This is a genomic window from Stutzerimonas stutzeri KOS6 (genome assembly GCF_000307775.2).
Lineage (GTDB): Bacteria > Pseudomonadota > Gammaproteobacteria > Pseudomonadales > Pseudomonadaceae > Stutzerimonas > Stutzerimonas stutzeri_B.
Genome location: NZ_KK020676.1, coordinates 1,009,175 through 1,024,571, shown reverse-complemented (window position 1 = coordinate 1,024,571; position 15,397 = coordinate 1,009,175). Strand labels below are relative to the sequence as shown.

Annotated in this window: 15 protein-coding genes; 7 read left to right on the top strand and 8 right to left on the bottom strand. The window is 66.0% G+C overall.

Annotation, left to right across the window (positions count from 1 at the left end; all coding sequences use genetic code 11):
- Nucleotide 1: 1 nt before the first annotated feature.
- The 3 genes from B597_RS32960 to pbpG form a co-directional block, all read right to left on the bottom strand.
- Nucleotides 2-2,050, bottom strand: coding sequence for a TonB-dependent receptor (locus B597_RS32960; protein WP_003291876.1), 2,049 nt, complete (start codon nt 2,048-2,050; stop codon nt 2-4).
- Nucleotides 2,051-2,174: 124 nt separating this feature from the next.
- The gene (locus tag B597_RS32955; RefSeq protein WP_003291874.1) at nt 2,175-2,561 is read right to left on the bottom strand and encodes a DUF2946 domain-containing protein; all 387 of its coding nucleotides are present in this window, start codon (nt 2,559-2,561) and stop codon (nt 2,175-2,177) included.
- 125 nt (nt 2,562-2,686) lie between these two features.
- On the bottom strand, nt 2,687-3,622 hold the full coding sequence (gene pbpG, locus B597_RS32950; RefSeq protein ID WP_003291873.1) for a D-alanyl-D-alanine endopeptidase: 936 nt from the start codon (nt 3,620-3,622) through the stop codon (nt 2,687-2,689).
- A 226-nt stretch (nt 3,623-3,848) separates the two neighbouring features.
- Between pbpG and B597_RS32945 the strand changes: the two genes are divergently transcribed.
- Both B597_RS32945 and B597_RS32940 read left to right on the top strand, forming a co-directional pair.
- Nucleotides 3,849-4,157 carry an ElaB/YgaM/YqjD family protein gene (locus tag B597_RS32945; RefSeq protein WP_003291872.1) on the top strand — a complete coding sequence of 103 codons (309 nt, stop codon included), beginning with the start codon at nt 3,849-3,851 and terminating at the stop codon, nt 4,155-4,157.
- Nucleotides 4,158-4,171: 14 nt separating this feature from the next.
- Nucleotides 4,172-4,783, top strand: coding sequence for an NAD(P)-dependent oxidoreductase (locus B597_RS32940; protein ID WP_003291870.1), 612 nt, complete (start codon nt 4,172-4,174; stop codon nt 4,781-4,783).
- Nucleotide 4,784: 1 nt separating this feature from the next.
- On the opposite strand, the gene aroE is transcribed toward B597_RS32940, so the two are convergent.
- Nucleotides 4,785-5,597: a shikimate dehydrogenase gene (gene aroE / locus B597_RS32935; protein WP_003291869.1), complete on the bottom strand. Its 813-nt coding sequence runs from the start codon at nt 5,595-5,597 to the stop codon at nt 4,785-4,787.
- Between the two features lie 75 nt (nt 5,598-5,672).
- Complete coding sequence (gene hemF, locus B597_RS32930; RefSeq protein ID WP_003291868.1) at nt 5,673-6,590, bottom strand: oxygen-dependent coproporphyrinogen oxidase; 918 nt, start codon at nt 6,588-6,590, stop codon at nt 5,673-5,675.
- Nucleotides 6,591-6,742: 152 nt separating this feature from the next.
- Between hemF and B597_RS32925 the strand changes: the two genes are divergently transcribed.
- Nucleotides 6,743-7,720, top strand: coding sequence for a quinone oxidoreductase family protein (locus B597_RS32925; protein ID WP_003291867.1), 978 nt, complete (start codon nt 6,743-6,745; stop codon nt 7,718-7,720).
- A 63-nt stretch (nt 7,721-7,783) separates the two neighbouring features.
- Here B597_RS32925 and B597_RS32920 read toward each other — a convergent pair whose 3' ends face one another.
- The 3 genes from B597_RS32920 to B597_RS32910 form a co-directional block, all read right to left on the bottom strand.
- A complete protein-coding gene (locus B597_RS32920) occupies nt 7,784-8,341 on the bottom strand; it encodes an L-threonylcarbamoyladenylate synthase type 1 TsaC (RefSeq protein ID WP_003291866.1) in 558 nt (185 codons plus the stop codon).
- Between the two features lie 210 nt (nt 8,342-8,551).
- Nucleotides 8,552-9,652 (bottom strand): DNA-processing protein DprA, encoded by a 1,101-nt coding sequence (gene dprA / locus B597_RS32915; protein ID WP_024161907.1) that lies wholly within the window; start codon nt 9,650-9,652, stop codon nt 8,552-8,554.
- Nucleotides 9,653-9,741: 89 nt separating this feature from the next.
- Nucleotides 9,742-10,767, bottom strand: a complete 1,026-nt coding sequence (locus tag B597_RS32910) for a LysM peptidoglycan-binding domain-containing protein (protein WP_003291864.1) — start codon at nt 10,765-10,767, stop codon at nt 9,742-9,744.
- Between the two features lie 148 nt (nt 10,768-10,915).
- Between B597_RS32910 and def the strand changes: the two genes are divergently transcribed.
- From def to trkA, 4 genes are all read left to right on the top strand, one after another.
- Nucleotides 10,916-11,422 carry a peptide deformylase gene (gene def, locus B597_RS32905; RefSeq protein WP_003291863.1) on the top strand — a complete coding sequence of 169 codons (507 nt, stop codon included), beginning with the start codon at nt 10,916-10,918 and terminating at the stop codon, nt 11,420-11,422.
- 52 nt (nt 11,423-11,474) lie between these two features.
- Nucleotides 11,475-12,419: a methionyl-tRNA formyltransferase gene (fmt, locus tag B597_RS32900; protein WP_003291862.1), complete on the top strand. Its 945-nt coding sequence runs from the start codon at nt 11,475-11,477 to the stop codon at nt 12,417-12,419.
- On the top strand, nt 12,416-13,738 hold the full coding sequence (rsmB, locus tag B597_RS32895; RefSeq protein ID WP_003291861.1) for a 16S rRNA (cytosine(967)-C(5))-methyltransferase RsmB: 1,323 nt from the start codon (nt 12,416-12,418) through the stop codon (nt 13,736-13,738). Before fmt ends, rsmB begins: the two co-directional genes overlap by 4 nt.
- 71 nt (nt 13,739-13,809) lie before the next feature.
- Nucleotides 13,810-15,183 (top strand): Trk system potassium transporter TrkA, encoded by a 1,374-nt coding sequence (trkA, locus tag B597_RS32890; protein ID WP_003291860.1) that lies wholly within the window; start codon nt 13,810-13,812, stop codon nt 15,181-15,183.
- Nucleotides 15,184-15,397 lie beyond the last annotated feature (214 nt).

Sequence of the window (15,397 nt, the reverse complement as noted above, 5' to 3'; positions counted from 1 at the left end):
GTCAGAAGTCCAGGGTCACGGCCGCATACAGCGCGCGGCCATCACCCGGCGCATGCAGCGTCTCGGCGCCGTCGTACCAGACGTACTCGTAGTAACGGTCGGTGAGGTTCTTCAGCTGCAGGTCGACGACCAGCTGCTCGGTCAGCTGGTAGCTGGCGCCCAGGTTGAACAGCACATAGCCGCCGTACTTGCCCTGGGTGTTCTCGCGCTCGAGGTAGTAGTCGGTCTGGCCGTTGAGCCAGGCGCTGAGCTGCAGGTCCGGCGTCGCCTGGTAGCTGCTGCCGGCCGAGTACAGGCGCTGCGGCACGTGGTCGATCTGCTGGCCCTGGCTGGCCGGCAGGCTGGGGTCGGCCTTCTCGATTTCGGAGAACTGCCAGGAGTGCGCCAGCCACAGACTCAGATCGCTGGCGGGGTAGAGGTTGAGCTGGGCGTCATAGCCCCAGCGGCGGGTCTGCCCGAGATTCTCCGATTCACCGCTGGGGTCGTTGAGCCGGCGCCGCACCTCGTCGGAGGCCACCTGCTCCCAATAGGCGATGCGGCCGTCGATCCAGTGCGCCGGGCTGAATTTGATGCCGGTCTCCCAGCCATCGTTGATCGATGGTGAAAGATCGCTGGTGCGCGGCGGCACCTTGTAGGCGGCCGCCCCGGTGCCGATCTGGAAGGTCCGGCCCCAGTTGCCATAGAGGCTCAACTGCTCGATGGGCGTGTAGATCAGGCTGATCTTCGGCTGCTCGATGCTGCCGTAGTCGTTGATCGTGTAATCGTTGCCGCTCAGTTCGTCGGTGTAGTCGCCCTCGATGCGGTCGACGCGAAACGCCGGGATGATCTTCAGCGACTCGACCGGCTGGACCACCGCCTGCAGGTAGGCGCCGTAGCTGTCGTAGTCGAAGCGCTGGTCGCGGGTCTGGGTCACGATCTGGCGTTCGACGGTGGTGTAGCGCTCACTGCGGTTGCGCTGCTGCTCGGTGTCCAGGCCGCCTTCGAGGGCCAGGTCATGGAGCCAGGCGACATCCGGGCGGTAGGTCAGCGAGGTACGCGCGCCATAGTGCTTCTCCTCGCTGGTGCGTCGCTGTTGCGGCTGGGCCAGGGAGAAACGCACCCAGCGGTCGTCGTCCAGGGTGTTGAGCCAGACCTTGGTCGCCCAGCTGAGATCGCTGGCCAGCTGGCTGTCGAGATGCAGGCTGAGCTGGTTCATGCGCCGCTCACCCATGTCGCTGGACGACAGCGCATAGGACTGGCGTGACGAGTGGCGGGCATCCTCACGGGAAAGATAACCCGGCTCGTCGGCCTCGGCCTCGTAGTGCCGGGCGATCAGGCCAAGGCGCCAGTTGCCGGCGTCCGGCGTGTAGAACCATTTGCCGGACAGGCTGGTGCGCTCGCTGCCGGCATGGTCGCGATAGCCATCGCTCTTCTGCTGACCGATGAAGTAGTTCTGCGTCCAGTTGCCGCTTTCGATGCCCTTGGCCAGCTGCAGCTCCTGGGTGTCGTAGCTGCCATAGCGCAGGCGCGTCTTGCCGTAATCGCCGCCGATACGCGACTGCACGGCAACATTGCCGGCAATGTTGTACAGGCCGTAGCGCGGATCGTTGGTGCCACGGACCACCTCGATGCCGTCGATCTCCAGCGGGAACAGCATGTCCAGGTACGGCATGTTGCCGTCGTTGCTGTTGCTCGGGATGCCGTCGATCAGCAGCTTGACCGCATTGACTTCGCCTTCGCCATTGAAGCCGCGAAAGGACAGCTTGCCGGAGCTGGTGCCCTGGCCGAATTCGGTAAGCATCACCCCCGGCGCGCGACGAAACAGTTCCCAGGCATAGAGCACCGGCTGCTGCTCGAGGATGTCGCCGCCGAGCAGATCGACCGAACTGATCACGCTGCTGGTCGGCAGGCCACCACCCGACTGGGTGGCGGTGATAGTGCTGCTGCCCAGCGACAGCGCGGAGGCGGTGGTATCGGCAAGGCTTGCCGGCAGATAAGCAGCGGCCAGGGCCGCGATGAGCAGACGCGGCCGCGCAGGGCGCCGCGATGGGTGCGCAGGATGGTCGAGCATCTCGCATGTTCCTTGTGCAACAGGCATGGCCGCGCGGCGAATAGCCGTCGGCAGGCGCCCGCACGCCAGCCATCGGCAGGAGCGGGCAGTTCAGGCATGACAACGAAGGATGACGCCAGCGGCGTCAGGCGAGGGGAGAGGCGCGAGGGTTGAGCGCCGGCCACTGATGCCGTGGCGACGGCCGATGGGCGCGCGCATCGACAGCGAGGATCAGGCGCCCACCGGCTTGCTGTGGCAGCAGCGGCGATGGGCTGGGCAGCGTTGCCAGGCCAATCGAACCGGCACAGCAGCAGCACGGCGGCATCCCGCCATGCGTGCTCGGCTCATGCTCGCCATGGGCCGCCGATTCGTGCAGCGCATGCGACTGCTGCGCCTGCATCTGCGGGCAATGACCACTCCAGCCGAGCAGCCGCTTGGCATCCGCCGGCAACAGGCCCGACAGCGGCATGCTCAGCAGGTGGATCAGCAGGGCGAGGCTGGCGAGCCAGGCGGGGAAGCGGCGACGTGTCATCGGCGGTCCGATCAGGCGCGGGTGCGAATGGCGTTCATGATAGGAACGACGCTCGGCAAAAAGAGTTGAGCGAACTCAAGAATTTTCGCTGCGCGGCGCAAGCGCCACACAGCGGGGAACAAAGCTCAGCGGGCTTCGACCAGCACCTGCGCCGCGTCGGCAGGCTGACCGGCCAGTTGCCGCTGCGCCTGCTTCTGCTGCTTGTAGGCCAGCGCCGCGGCAGGCACCGGGGTCACGGTGCCGGTTTCCAGCCACTTCTTCAGGCGATTGGCGTCGGCCATGTGGGTGTACTTGCCGAATGCATCGAGGACCACGAAGGCCACCGGGCGCTTCTTCATGGTAGTGCTCATCACCAGGCAATGGCCGGCGGCGTTGGTAAAGCCGGTCTTGCTCAGCTGAATGTCCCAATTGTTCTTGCGCACCAGCGCGTTGGTGTTGCGGAAACCCAGGGTGTAATTGGGCTTGCGGAACGCCACGGTCTTTTCGCCAGTGGTGCTGAATTGCTGGATCAATGCGTACTGACGGCTGGCACGAATCAGCTTGACCAGGTCGTTGGCGCTGGAGACGTTGCGCTCGGACAGCCCGGTCGGCTCGACGTAGCGGGTGCGGGTCATGCCCAGTGCGCGGGCCTTGGCGTTCATCGCCTGGATGAACGCCGAGTAGCCGCCCGGATAATGGTGCGCGAGGCTGGCCGCGGCGCGGTTCTCGGAAGACATCAGCGTCAGCAGCAGCATCTCGCGACGGCTGATCTCGCTGCCGATGCGCACGCGCGAGAACACGCCCTGCATCTCCCTGGCCTCGCGGATGGTGACGGGCAAGGTCTGATCCAGCGGCAGCTTGGCGTCCAGCACGACCATGGCGGTCATCAGCTTGGTCACCGAGGCGATCGGCACCACCAGGTCGGGGTTGCTGGAATAGAGCACTTCGTTGGTGTTCAGATCGACCAGCAAGGCGCTGCCGGAGGCGAGTTCCTGAACCGCCGGCTTGGCCTGGGCATGGATGCCCGGCAACGAGGCCAGGCAGAGGAACAACAAGCTGGCCAACGTACGACGAAATTTCACGATTGGTTTTCCCCGCGATGAAAGGGCGTGCTGCGCACAATGCGCCGTGGTAGACGTCGCGCAGTATAGGTAATCGCGCGGCGACTCGCCTGTTGCCGTTGAGCGGTCCAGCGAAAGTCGGTCGGACCGAGCCGATGCTCGCTGCGCTGGAGCTGCGCATGGCCGCATGGCACCTCCGGGCCTTTTCGGGGTCAAAGGGTCACACTTACCCGAGGGGAGATCCACCATGTCCCGCTTCAGCAAGCCCACCACCCGCGAAGAAGTCCAGCACGAGATCGACAGCCTGATGCGTGCGCTAGACGAGCTCAAGCACGATGCCACGCGCGACTCGCGCCACCGGCTCGGCGCCCTGCGCTCACGGGCCGAATCGCTCTGGCACGACCAACACTGGGACGAGCATTATGCCGACCTGTCCAAGCGCACCCGTGAAGCTGGCCGCGCCGCGCGCGACTGCGCCAAGGAGCATCCGCTGGGTACCCTGGCACTGGCCGCTGGCGCCTGCGCGCTGATCGGCTACCTGATCACGCGCCGCTGAGCGGCACTCGCGTCGTGCTCAACGCGGAAACCCCCAGGCTGAAGTTCGCGCTGTACGGCGCGCATGCCGATCTGGGCAGTGCGCTGCTGGTGGAACTGCTCAGCCGCCAGCATGAAGCGGTGGCATTGCTCGAAGAGCTCAATTCGATTTCCGCCCGACCGGGACTGCGAACCAAGCCGGGCGATCCGTTCGATCCGCTGAGCGTCAGTGAAAGCGTGGCCGGTATGGACGCTGTGATCTGCCTGTTCCATACGCCACAGCTGCCGAGCCTCGATGCCGTCACCGGCGAATCGCCACGGCACGATCTCTACCAGGCGGTTGAGGCGCTGCTGCTTGGGTTGTCGCGGGCGAGTGTCGGGCGCCTGCTGCTGGTCGCCGACTTTCCGGCGATTGCGCAGCAGCCCGAGGTAGAAGCGGCGCTGCAACGGCTGGCAGCCCATCCGTTGCACTGGACCCTGGTGGACGCACCCTCGGCGGGCAACCGGTTGACCGTCGAGACACTGGCCGAGGCGGCCGCCAAGGGTGACGCCAACCCCTACCGGGAGTTGCAGCGCATCGCGGCAGGGATCGTCGACGAGCTGGAGCGCCCGCAGCACGTGCACCAGCGCATCCATTTCAGCGGCTGATTCAGCTCAACTGACGACGCAGTTCGGCAAGCACCGGCGCGGTGTCCGGTCGCACGCCACGCCACAGCTCAAAGGCTTCCGCTGCCTGCTCCACCAGCATGCCGAGCCCGTCACGGGTGGTCGCGCCCAGCGCCGCAGCCCATTGGCAGAACGCCGTGGGCCTGGCGCCATACATCATGTCGTAGCAGAAAGTGTGGTCGGGCTGGATCAGGCTGTCGGCCAGTGGCGGCAGTTCGCCACCGAGGCTGGCCGACGTGCCATTGATGATCAGGTCAACCGGGTCGGCAAGATCGGCCAGCGCGCTGGCGGACAGCGGGCCGAGTTCGGCGAACGCCTGGGCCAACTGCACGGCCTTGCTCGGCGTGCGGTTGGCGATGATCAGTGCGGCAGGTTGCTGAGCCAGCAATGGCTCGAGCACGCCGCGCACGGCACCGCCGGCACCCAGCAGCAGGATGCGCTGACCCGCCAGCGTCACGCCGGCGTTCAGCAGATCGCTCACCAACCCGGCACCGTCGGTGTTGTCGCCGAGCAGAAGGCCGTCCTCGAGCCTCTTCAGGGTATTCACCGCACCGGCGCGGCGGGCGCGCTCGGTCAGCTGATCGGCCATCCGGTAGGCCTGCTCCTTGAACGGCACGGTGACATTGGCACCCAGGCCATCGCGCAAGAATGCCCGGGCGAATGCCGGGAAGTCGTCCAGCGGCGCCAGCAGCGCCTCGTAACTCAGCGCCTGTCCCGTCTGCGCGGCAAACAGGGTGTGAATCTGCGGCGACTTGCTGTGGCCGATCGGGTTGCCGAATACGCCGTAGCGATCCATCGAAAATACCTCTGCATCAAATTCGCATCAAATTCGTTTCTGAAGAGCCGCGCAGGCCGGAGCACGCGCCGGCGTTCAGGGCAGGTCCGCCAGCCAGTCGCGATCCTGCAGGAAGTATTCGGTCAGCCGCGCTTCCGGCGTGCCCGGCTCGGGGTGCTTGTCGTAACCCCAGGCAACCTGCGGCGGCAGCGACATCAGGATCGATTCGGTGCGTCCGCCCGATTGCAGGCCGAACAGGGTGCCGCGGTCGTAGACCAGGTTGTACTCGACGTAACGGCCGCGGCGCAGCAGTTGGAACTGCCGCTCGCGCTCGCCGAACGGCGCGGCCTTGCGCCGCTGAACGATGGGCAGATAGGCGTCGAGGTAGGCATCGCCGACCGCGCGCATAAAGGCGAAACTGGTGTCGAAATCCCACTGGTTCAGATCGTCGAAGAACAGCCCGCCGACGCCGCGCGGCTCGTTGCGGTGCTTGATGTGGAAATAGCGATCGCACCATTCCTTGTAGCGCGGATAGACATCCGCGCCGAACGGCGCGCAGGCATCTCGGGCGACCCGGTGCCAGTGCACGCAGTCTTGCTCGGTGCCGTAGTAGGGGGTCAGGTCGAAGCCGCCGCCGAACCACCAGACCGGCTCCTCGCCTTCCTTCTCGGCGATGAAGAAGCGCACGTTGGCGTGGGAGGTGGGCACGTAGGGATTGTGCGGATGGATCACCAGCGACACGCCGAGCGCCTCGAAGCCACGCCCGGCCAGTTCCGGGCGATGGGCACTGGCCGAAGGCGGCAGGCTGTCGCCATGCACATGGGAGAAGTTCACGCCGCCTTTCTCGATCAGCGCGCCATTCTCGATCACCCGCGTCCGGCCGCCGCCGCCACCGGGCCGGGTCCAGGCGTCCTCGGTGAAGCCAGCGCCGCCGTCTTCGGCCTCCAGCGCAGCGCAGATTCGGTCCTGCAGATCGAGCAGATAGGCTTTGACGGCTTCGGTCCTGTGGTTCACGAAATCACCTTGCGAATGACCGCACGCAGCCGACATGACGCGGCCGAGCGGTGCTTGAAACGGGGTCGGCCGGCAAGCATAGCATCCGACTGATTGACGAACGCAGCCCCGGCAGGTTGGATAGGCGCTCTTTAAACGACCAGGAGCCAGACATGTCCCAGCGCATCCAATTCAGCCAGCACGGCGGTCCCGAGGTTCTGGAACAGGTCGATGTACCGCTCAGCGAGCCGGGCGCGGGCGAAGTGCGCGTACGCAACCACGCCATCGGCCTGAACTTCATCGACACCTATTTCCGCGGCGGTCTGTACCAGCCGCCCAGCCTGCCGTCCGGGCTGGGCACCGAAGGCGCCGGTGAGGTCGAAGCGGTGGGCGAGGGCGTGCAAGGCCTGCAGCCGGGAGACCGGGTCGCCTATGCCACCGGGCCGCTGGGCGCCTATGGCGAACACCACACGCTGCCGGCGCGGCATCTGGTCAAACTGCCGGATTCGATCAGCTACGAGCAGGCCGCTGCGGTGATGCTCAAGGGTCTGACCTGCCAGTACCTGCTGCGTCAGGTTCACCCGCTGCAGGCCGGCGAGACCGTGCTGTTCCATGCTGCCGCAGGCGGCGTCGGTTCCATCGCGTGCCAGTGGGCCAGTGCACTGGGCGCCCGCCTGATTGGTGTGGTCGGCTCGGCGGAAAAGGCCGAGCGCGCCAAGGCCCTCGGCGCCTGGGCTACCATCGATCGCACCCGTGAAGATGTGGTGCAGCGCGTGCTGCAGCTGACCGAAGGCAGGAAGTGCCCGGTGGTCTATGACTCAGTGGGCAAGGATAGTTGGGAAACCTCGCTGGACTGCGTCGCCCCGCGCGGCCTGCTGGTCAGTTTCGGCAACGCCTCGGGCGCCGTCACCGGAGTCAACCTGGGTATCCTGGCGCAGAAGGGCTCGCTGTTCGTCACCCGGCCGATCCTGGCCGGCTATGCCGACACGCCGGAACGTCTGCAGGCCATGGCCGACGAGCTGTTCGAGATGATCGGCAGCGGCAGGGTCCAGGTCGAGATCGGCCAGCGCTATGCTCTCGGCGAAGCGGCCGAAGCCCAGCGCAAGCTGACCGCGGGGCAAACCACCGGATCGACGATCCTGCTGCCCTGATCGCAGCGCAGGCGGGGCCGAAGCCGCCGCTCGGCGAGTGTGCGGTGAAGGTGCGCCGCCCGCTCAGGCCGGGCGAATCACCTCGCCCGTGCGCAAATCGCGGATGACGCTGGGGTTGCGCCGCCCGCCCAGCGGGCCGTTGAACACGGCGTCGAGCTGTCGCGGGAAATACTGTTCGACCCGCAAGCGCGAGCGCGCCGCGGGACGACCGGCCGGGTTGGCGGAAGTCGATACCAGCGGCCCGGTCAGCGCGCACAGTCGGGCGACCAGCGGATGATCGGTCACCCGCAGGGCAACGCTGTCGTGGCGTCCGGTGATCCACTCCGGCAGGCGACCGCGATGCGGCACCAGCCAGGTGTTCGGTCCTGGCCAGGTTCCGGCCAGACGATCGAGCCAACGCTCGGGCAGATCCTCCAGAAGGAAATCGAACTGCTCGACGGCATCGGCGATCAGGATCAGGCCCTTCTCCACCGGCCGCTCCTTGAGCGCCAGCAGGCGCATCACCGCGTCCTCGTCCCAGGGATCGCAACCCACCCCCCAAACCGCTTCGGTGGGGTAGCCAATCACTCCACCTGCCCGGACTACCCGAGCGACCTGCTGCACACGCCAGTTACCGATCATGGCGACCTCTGCTCGATAAAGGGCAGCAGTGTACCCAAGCTCCTCGCCGCCGCGCAGGGGTTGAACAGCTTGCGTAGCTCGGAGGGCGAAGCTACCCGGGTCGAGGAGCACTGCGACCAGGCCCGGCTCACGCCGCGGGTTATGAGTCGATCCTCCCCGTGCGGGATTACGCTGTACTCAACCCGATCTACGGCACTACGGTGCCCTGGCCTATGACAGCGTCCGGGCCGACCAGAGGCCGTTGTCGCAGGCGACCCGCCCGTCGATTTCCAGCTCGGTGAGTTCGGCCAGCACCTGTGCCAACGGCCGATCGAGCGCCAGCGCCAGCGCTTCGCTGCTCAGCGGCGCGGCCAACAGCTCGCGCAGCAGCGGATGCCCGCGCTGCGCATCCGCCGCTGCGGCCGGCGGATGCGGCGCCAGTCGCTGCCAACCACGCAGGGCTTCGAGCACGTCCTCGACCGACTCCACCAGCGTCGCGCCCTGTCGAATCAGCTGATGACAGCCACGCGCGCCGGGATGGTGAATCGATCCAGGAATCGCATACACCTCGCGACCTTGTTCGGCAGCCAGTCGCGCGGTGATCAGCGAGCCACTGGATGGACTCGCCTCGACCACCAGTACACCCAGCGACAGGCCGCTGATGATGCGGTTGCGGCGCGGGAAGTTGCCCGCCTGCGGTGGGCAGTCCAGCGGCAGTTCGGACACCAGCGCGCCGCCTTGCTCGACGATCTGGCCAGCCAGGTCGGCATGACGCTGTGGATACAGCCGTTCGAGGCCGGTGCCGAGCACCGCGACGGTCTTGCCGCCGGTATCCAGTGCGCCCTGGTGTGCCGCGCCGTCGATGCCCAGTGCCAAACCGCTGGTGATGACGAAGCCGGCACCGGCCAGGCTGCGGGAGAAGGCCCTGGCGTTGTCCAGTCCATTGCGCGATGCACGCCGGCTGCCGACCATCGCCAGCTGTGGCCGCTCGAGCAGAGCCGGATCGCCGGCAATGAAGAGCAGTGGCGGGGCGTCCGGCAGTTCGGCCAGCAAGGCGGGGTAGCCGGGATCGTCCCAGCAGAGCAGGTGTCGCGCAGGCCCTTCCAGCCAGGCCAGGGCCGTGCTGGCGCGCTCGCGGATGTCGGCGCTACGCCGCGGCTCGGCACAGCTTGCCGGCAAACCCAGGGAGCGCCAGGCACTGGCCGGCGCGCTAAGCGCCGAAGCGGCATCGGGGAAGGCACTGAGCAATTTGCGCAAACGCCGCGGTCCCAGCTCGGGCAGCAGATGCAGGCGCAGCCGGGCATCGAGCTCGGCAGGGGAAATGGCAGGCATGGGCGAGCGCTCCTTGTCTCGTTGCACCGCATCCTTGCGGTGGCGTTCCTTGCGGCATGAAAAGGCCCCGCATGCGGGGCCTTGTTCGATCAGGGATTGCGAACCTTGTCGCTTACCGCCAGCGAGCGGGTGGCCTGCAGGATCAGGCCGTAGCTGAGCTTGTCGTAGGTGCGGAATACCATCAACAGGCCAGAGCGCTCGTCTGGAATCTTCACGTTCTCGCCGGTCACCCGGTCACGCACGGTTTCGCCGGTCTTGTACACCGCCAGCACGTTGCCGTCCTTCAGCCCGTCGCGAGCCCCCTTGTTCAGGGTGACCACATCGAACTGGCCGATCTGGGTAACGCCACGCGGGACATCGAGAATCACACCGTTCACGTCCGCCGAGGGCGCGCTGGGCATGAACGTCGAGTTGACCGACCGCTCCTCGCTGGGGAACAGACGATCGCCAATGCGGGCTTCCTGTGTGGTGCGGGTCAGCTGCATGGTGGCGATGTCGCCTTCGACCTCGACGATTTCCACGGTGCCGATGTCATCGGCATTGATGCCGAGGAATTCGCCGGTATCCGGGTCGACGTAGGTCTTGCCCTGGCGGAAGATGCCGTACGCCGGCATGCCCGCGGCGAAACTGCCGCGGCCATAGATCCGATCGCCGGCGCCGCTGATCACCCGCTCGGCATTGCCGGCGACGATGTAGGGCGCACCCTGGAACTGCTCGGCGGTATCGATGATGCGGTTACTCAGCAGGAAGCTGTTGATCGCCTCGAGCGGTATGGTCGGGATGGCTTCGGCCATCGATGTGGTGCGGACGCTGGGGGACAGCTTGATGGTGCCGCGCGAAGCGCCGCGGTCCAGGACCAGCCGCGGTTGGCCGTCGACATAGACCAGGCTCAGGGTGTCACCGGGATAGATCAGATGAGGATTGTCGATCTGCGGATTGGCGTGCCATAGCTCCGGCCATTTCCACGGCTCGCGCAGAAAGCGGCCGGAAATGTCCCAGAGTGTGTCGCCCTTCACCACGGTATAGCGCTCCGGATGATTGTCCTTGAGCTGCACCGCGGCCTGAGCGAGTCCACCCACGGCCAGCAGCAGCAGGGCGAGTAGTGATTTCCTCATGTGGTGAATCCCTTTATTATGTGCCTTCACGTAAAGCGCCCTAGCGCTGCGGAGCCCTTGTGGAACGCGGCATTAAGCCGTTTTCCCTGCTGCTCGGCATCTTAGCAGCGGCTTTTGACTTTATTCCATAAGTGCATCACAAACGCATATGGCCATTCTGAACATCCTTGAATTTCCCGATCCGCGGCTGCGCACCATCGCCAAACCGGTGGATGTGGTCGATGACGACATCCGCCAGCTGATCGACGACATGTTCGAGACCATGTACGAGGCGCCCGGCATCGGTCTGGCGGCGACGCAGGTCAATGTGCACAAGCGCGTGGTGGTGATGGACCTGTCCGAGGACCGGTCCGAGCCGCGGGTCTTCATCAACCCCGAGTTCGAGTCGCTGACCGACGAGATGGACCAGTATCAGGAAGGCTGCCTTTCGGTACCGGGCTTCTACGAGAACGTCGATCGCCCGCAGAAGGTGCGGATCAAGGCGCTGGATCGCGACGGCAAGCCCTACGAGCTGGTAGCCGAAGGTTTGCTCGCGGTATGCATCCAGCACGAGTGCGATCACCTCAACGGCAAGCTGTTCGTCGACTATCTCTCCAGTCTCAAGCGCGATCGGATCAAGAAGAAGCTGGAAAAAATTCACCGCCAGCAGGCTTGATTCCCGAACCTCGAAGGCTTGCTACGGCAAGCCTTTTTCTTAGCGAGCCCCCATGACCCAGCCCTTGCGCATCGTTTTCGCCGGCACCCCCGAATTCGCCGCCCAGCATCTGCAGGCCCTGCTCGATGCGGGCAGAACGATCGTTGCCGTCTACACCCAGCCGGATCGCCCGGCCGGCCGCGGGCAGAAGCTGATGCCCAGCCCGGTCAAGCAGCTCGCCGTGCAGCACGGCATCCCCGTGTTGCAGCCGCAGACGCTGCGTGACCCGACGGCGCAGACGGAGCTGGCAGCGCTGCAGGCGGACCTGATGGTGGTGGTCGCCTATGGCCTGATCCTGCCGCAGGCGGTGCTCGACATGCCGCGCCTGGGCTGCATCAACAGCCATGCCTCGCTGCTGCCGCGCTGGCGTGGTGCCGCGCCGATCCAGCGCGCCATCGAAGCCGGTGACAGCGAATCCGGCGTCACCGTGATGCAGATGGAAGCCGGCCTGGACACCGGGCCGATGCTGCTCAAGGTGCGTACGCCGATATCCGCCGACGACACCGGCGGCACCCTGCACGACCGCCTCGCCGTACTCGGCGCGCAGGCCGTGGTGCAGGCCGTCGATGCCCTGGCCGACGGCACGCTCGCAGGGGAAGTGCAGGACGATAGCCTGGCCACCTATGCGCACAAACTGAGCAAGGACGAGGCCCGCGTGGATTGGGCACGGCCGGCCATCGAACTGGAGCGACTGATTCGCGCCTTCCATCCATGGCCGATTTGCCACAGCATGCTGGCTGGCGATGCGCTGAAGATCCATGCCGCGCGACTGGGTGAAGGGCAGGGCGAGCCGGGGCGAATCCTCGAAGCGAGCAAGGAAGGGCTTACCGTGGCCTGCGGGGAAGGCGCCCTGTTGCTGACTCGCCTGCAATTGCCCGGCGGCAAACCGCTCGGCTTTGCCGATCTGTACAACAGCCGGCGCGAACAGTTCGCCCCCGGCCTGGTACTCGGTCAATGAATCCGCGCCTGGCGGCAGCCCGTGCGCTGGGTGTCGTGCTCTCTGGCAAGGCGTCACTTGGCAGCAGCCTGCCGGAAGTGCTCGGCAAGGTGGACGCGCGCGACCGCGGCCTGACCCAGGAGCTGGCCTTCGGCACCGCCCGCTGGCAGCCACGTCTGGCGGGCCTGGCCGACAGGCTGTTGCAGAAGCCATTCAAGGCGGCCGATCGCGATGTCGAGGCCTTGCTGCTGGTCGGCCTTTACCAGCTGTTGCATACCCGTATTCCGGCCCATGCGGCGATTGGCGAAACCGTCGGTTGCGTCGACAAGCTGAAGAAGCCCTGGGCCAAGGGCCTGCTCAACGCCGTGCTGCGGCGCGCTCAGCGCGAAGGCGAGGCGCTGCTGGCGGAGCTGGAACACGATCCGGTCATTCGCGTCGCGCATCCGCGCTGGCTGCAGAAGGCGCTCAAGGCCCACTGGCCCGAGCACTGGGAAGCCATCTGTGCGGCCAACAACGCGCACCCGCCGATGATGCTGCGGGTCAATCGCCGCCAGGGCAGCCGTGACGCCTACCTGGCCGAGCTGCAGGCCGCCGGCATCGAGGCGCATGCCTGCGTGTTCAGCGAGGACGGCATCCGTCTCGCCACGCCCTGCGACGTGCATCAGCTGCCCGGTTTTGCCGAAGGAAAAGTCAGCGTGCAGGACGAAGCCGCGCAACTGGCCGCCTCGCTGCTCGACCTGGCGCCGGGCCAGCGCGTGCTGGATGCCTGCTGCGCCCCGGGCGGCAAAACCTGCCACCTGCTCGAGCGCGAGCCGCAACTGGCCGGCCTGACCGCCCTGGACCTTGAGCCCAAGCGCTTGGCGCGCGTGCAGGAGAATCTTGATCGCCTGCAGTTGAGCGCCGAGCTGGTCGCTGCCGACGCCCGCGCCACCGCACAGTGGTGGGACGGCCGGCCATTCCAGCGCATCCTGCTCGACGCGCCCTGTTCGGCCACCGGCGTAATCCGCCGTCATCCGGATATCAAGCTGACCCGCCAGGCCGAGGACATCGCGCCACTCGCCGCGCTGCAGGGTGAGATGCTCGATGCGCTGTGGCCGACCCTGGAAGTCGGTGGCGTGCTGCTCTACGCCACCTGCTCGGTGCTGCCAACCGAGAATCGCGAGGTGGTCGGGGCCTTCCTCGAACGCACGCCGGGCGCTCGCGAGCTGGATCTGCCGGGCAGCTTCGGCCTCCAGCAACCGCACGGTCGCCAGTTGCTGCCGCAGGAGGACGGCCACGACGGTTTCTACTATGCCAAGCTGATCAAGATCGCGGCACAACCGCGTGGGCACATTGCCTAAACGACCGGGCGCCGTGCGCTCAAGCCCAACATGGAAGCGGCAACGATTGCCCGCCTCTCAGGAGTGATCGCGTGAAGATCATCATTCTCGGCGCCGGCCAGGTCGGCGGTACCCTCGCCGAACACCTCGCCAGCGAAGCCAACGACATCACCGTGGTGGACACCGACGGTGAACGCCTGCGCGATCTCGGTGATCGCCTGGACATCCGTACCATCCAGGGGCGCGGATCGTTTCCCACAGTGCTGCGCCAGGCCGGTGCCGACGACGCCGACATGCTGGTGGCGGTGACCAACAGCGATGAAACCAACATGGTCGCCTGCCAGGTCGCCTACACCCTGTTCCATACCCCGACCAAGATCGCGCGCGTACGCGAAGCCGCTTATCTGGTGCGCTCGGGTCTGTTCACCAACGAGGCGATCCCGGTGGACGTGCTGATCAGCCCCGAGCAGGTGGTGACCAACTACATCAAGCGCCTGATCGAGCATCCCGGCTCGCTGCAGGTGATCGATTTCGCCGAAGGCAAGGCACAGCTCGTCGCGGTGCGTGCCTATTACGGTGGCCCGCTGGTTGGCCAGGAGCTGCGCCAGTTGCGCCGCCACATGCCCAACGTCGACACCCGGGTGGCGGCCATTTTCCGCCGCAATCACGCGATCCTGCCTCAGGGCGACACGGTGATCGAGGCCGATGACGAAGTGTTCTTCATCGCTGCCAAGGGCCATATCCGCGCGGTCATGAGCGAGATGCGCCGACTCGACGAGAACTACAAGCGCATCGTCATCGCCGGCGGCGGGCACATCGGCGAGCGGCTGGCCGAGGCCATCGAGAGCCGCTATCAGGTGAAGATCATCGAGATGAACCCGGCGCGCTGCCGCTACCTCTCCGACACCCTGGACAGCACCATCATCCTGCAGGGCAGCGCCTCGGATCGCGACCTGCTGGTCGAGGAAAACATCAACGAGGCGGACGTGTTCCTCGCCCTGACCAACGACGACGAGGCCAATATCATGTCCTCGCTGCTGGCCAAGCGGCTGGGTGCACGCAAGGTGATGTGCATCATCAACAACCCGGCCTATGTCGACCTGGTACAGGGCGGCGAGATCGACATCGCCATCAGTCCGCAGCTTGCCACCATCGGCACCCTGCTGACGCACGTACGCCGTGGCGACATCGTCAGCGCCCACTCGCTGCGCCGTGGCGCGGCCGAGGCCATCGAGGTGATCGCCCATGGCGACTCGCGCTCGAGCAAGGTGGTCGGGCGCGCCATCGGCAAGATCGCCCTGCCACCAGGCGCGACCATCGGGGCCGTGATCCGTGACGACCAGGTGCTCATCGCCCATGACAACACGGTGATCGAGTCCGGCGATCACGTCATCCTGTTCCTGGTGGACAAGAAGCACATCCGTGACGTGGAGCGCCTCTTCCAGGCCGGCCTGACGTTCTTCTAGATAACGACTGACGGCAAAAGCGGCCCGCCCTCTGGCGGGCCGTTTCGTTTTATCAATCGTCAGCGATGCAATGCTCGACCGCATGCCTTTCGAGCAATTATCGCGATCGCATCCATTCGAACCATATCCCCTCCGATTTCCCTTTTATGGCCAGCTTTTGTACCCTCCTGGCTTGCCGCCTTTTCGTCGTCCTGATTGAGCCAGGCTATCGTCG

Excerpts from the sequence above, each read along its gene's own strand:
- B597_RS32960 (WP_003291876.1), bottom strand. The coding sequence starts at position 2,050 with ATGCTCGACCATCCTGCGCACCCATCGCGGCGCCCTGCGCGGCCGCGT.
- B597_RS32955 (WP_003291874.1), bottom strand. The coding sequence starts at position 2,561 with ATGACACGTCGCCGCTTCCCCGCCTGGCTCGCCAGCCTCGCCCTGCTG.
- B597_RS32945 (WP_003291872.1), top strand. The coding sequence starts at position 3,849 with ATGTCCCGCTTCAGCAAGCCCACCACCCGCGAAGAAGTCCAGCACGAG.
- aroE (WP_003291869.1), bottom strand. The coding sequence starts at position 5,597 with ATGGATCGCTACGGCGTATTCGGCAACCCGATCGGCCACAGCAAGTCG.
- B597_RS32925 (WP_003291867.1), top strand. The coding sequence starts at position 6,743 with ATGTCCCAGCGCATCCAATTCAGCCAGCACGGCGGTCCCGAGGTTCTG.
- B597_RS32920 (WP_003291866.1), bottom strand. The coding sequence starts at position 8,341 with ATGATCGGTAACTGGCGTGTGCAGCAGGTCGCTCGGGTAGTCCGGGCA.
- dprA (WP_024161907.1), bottom strand. The coding sequence starts at position 9,652 with ATGCCTGCCATTTCCCCTGCCGAGCTCGATGCCCGGCTGCGCCTGCAT.
- B597_RS32910 (WP_003291864.1), bottom strand. The coding sequence starts at position 10,767 with ATGAGGAAATCACTACTCGCCCTGCTGCTGCTGGCCGTGGGTGGACTC.
- def (WP_003291863.1), top strand. The coding sequence starts at position 10,916 with ATGGCCATTCTGAACATCCTTGAATTTCCCGATCCGCGGCTGCGCACC.
- fmt (WP_003291862.1), top strand. The coding sequence starts at position 11,475 with ATGACCCAGCCCTTGCGCATCGTTTTCGCCGGCACCCCCGAATTCGCC.
- rsmB (WP_003291861.1), top strand. The coding sequence starts at position 12,416 with ATGAATCCGCGCCTGGCGGCAGCCCGTGCGCTGGGTGTCGTGCTCTCT.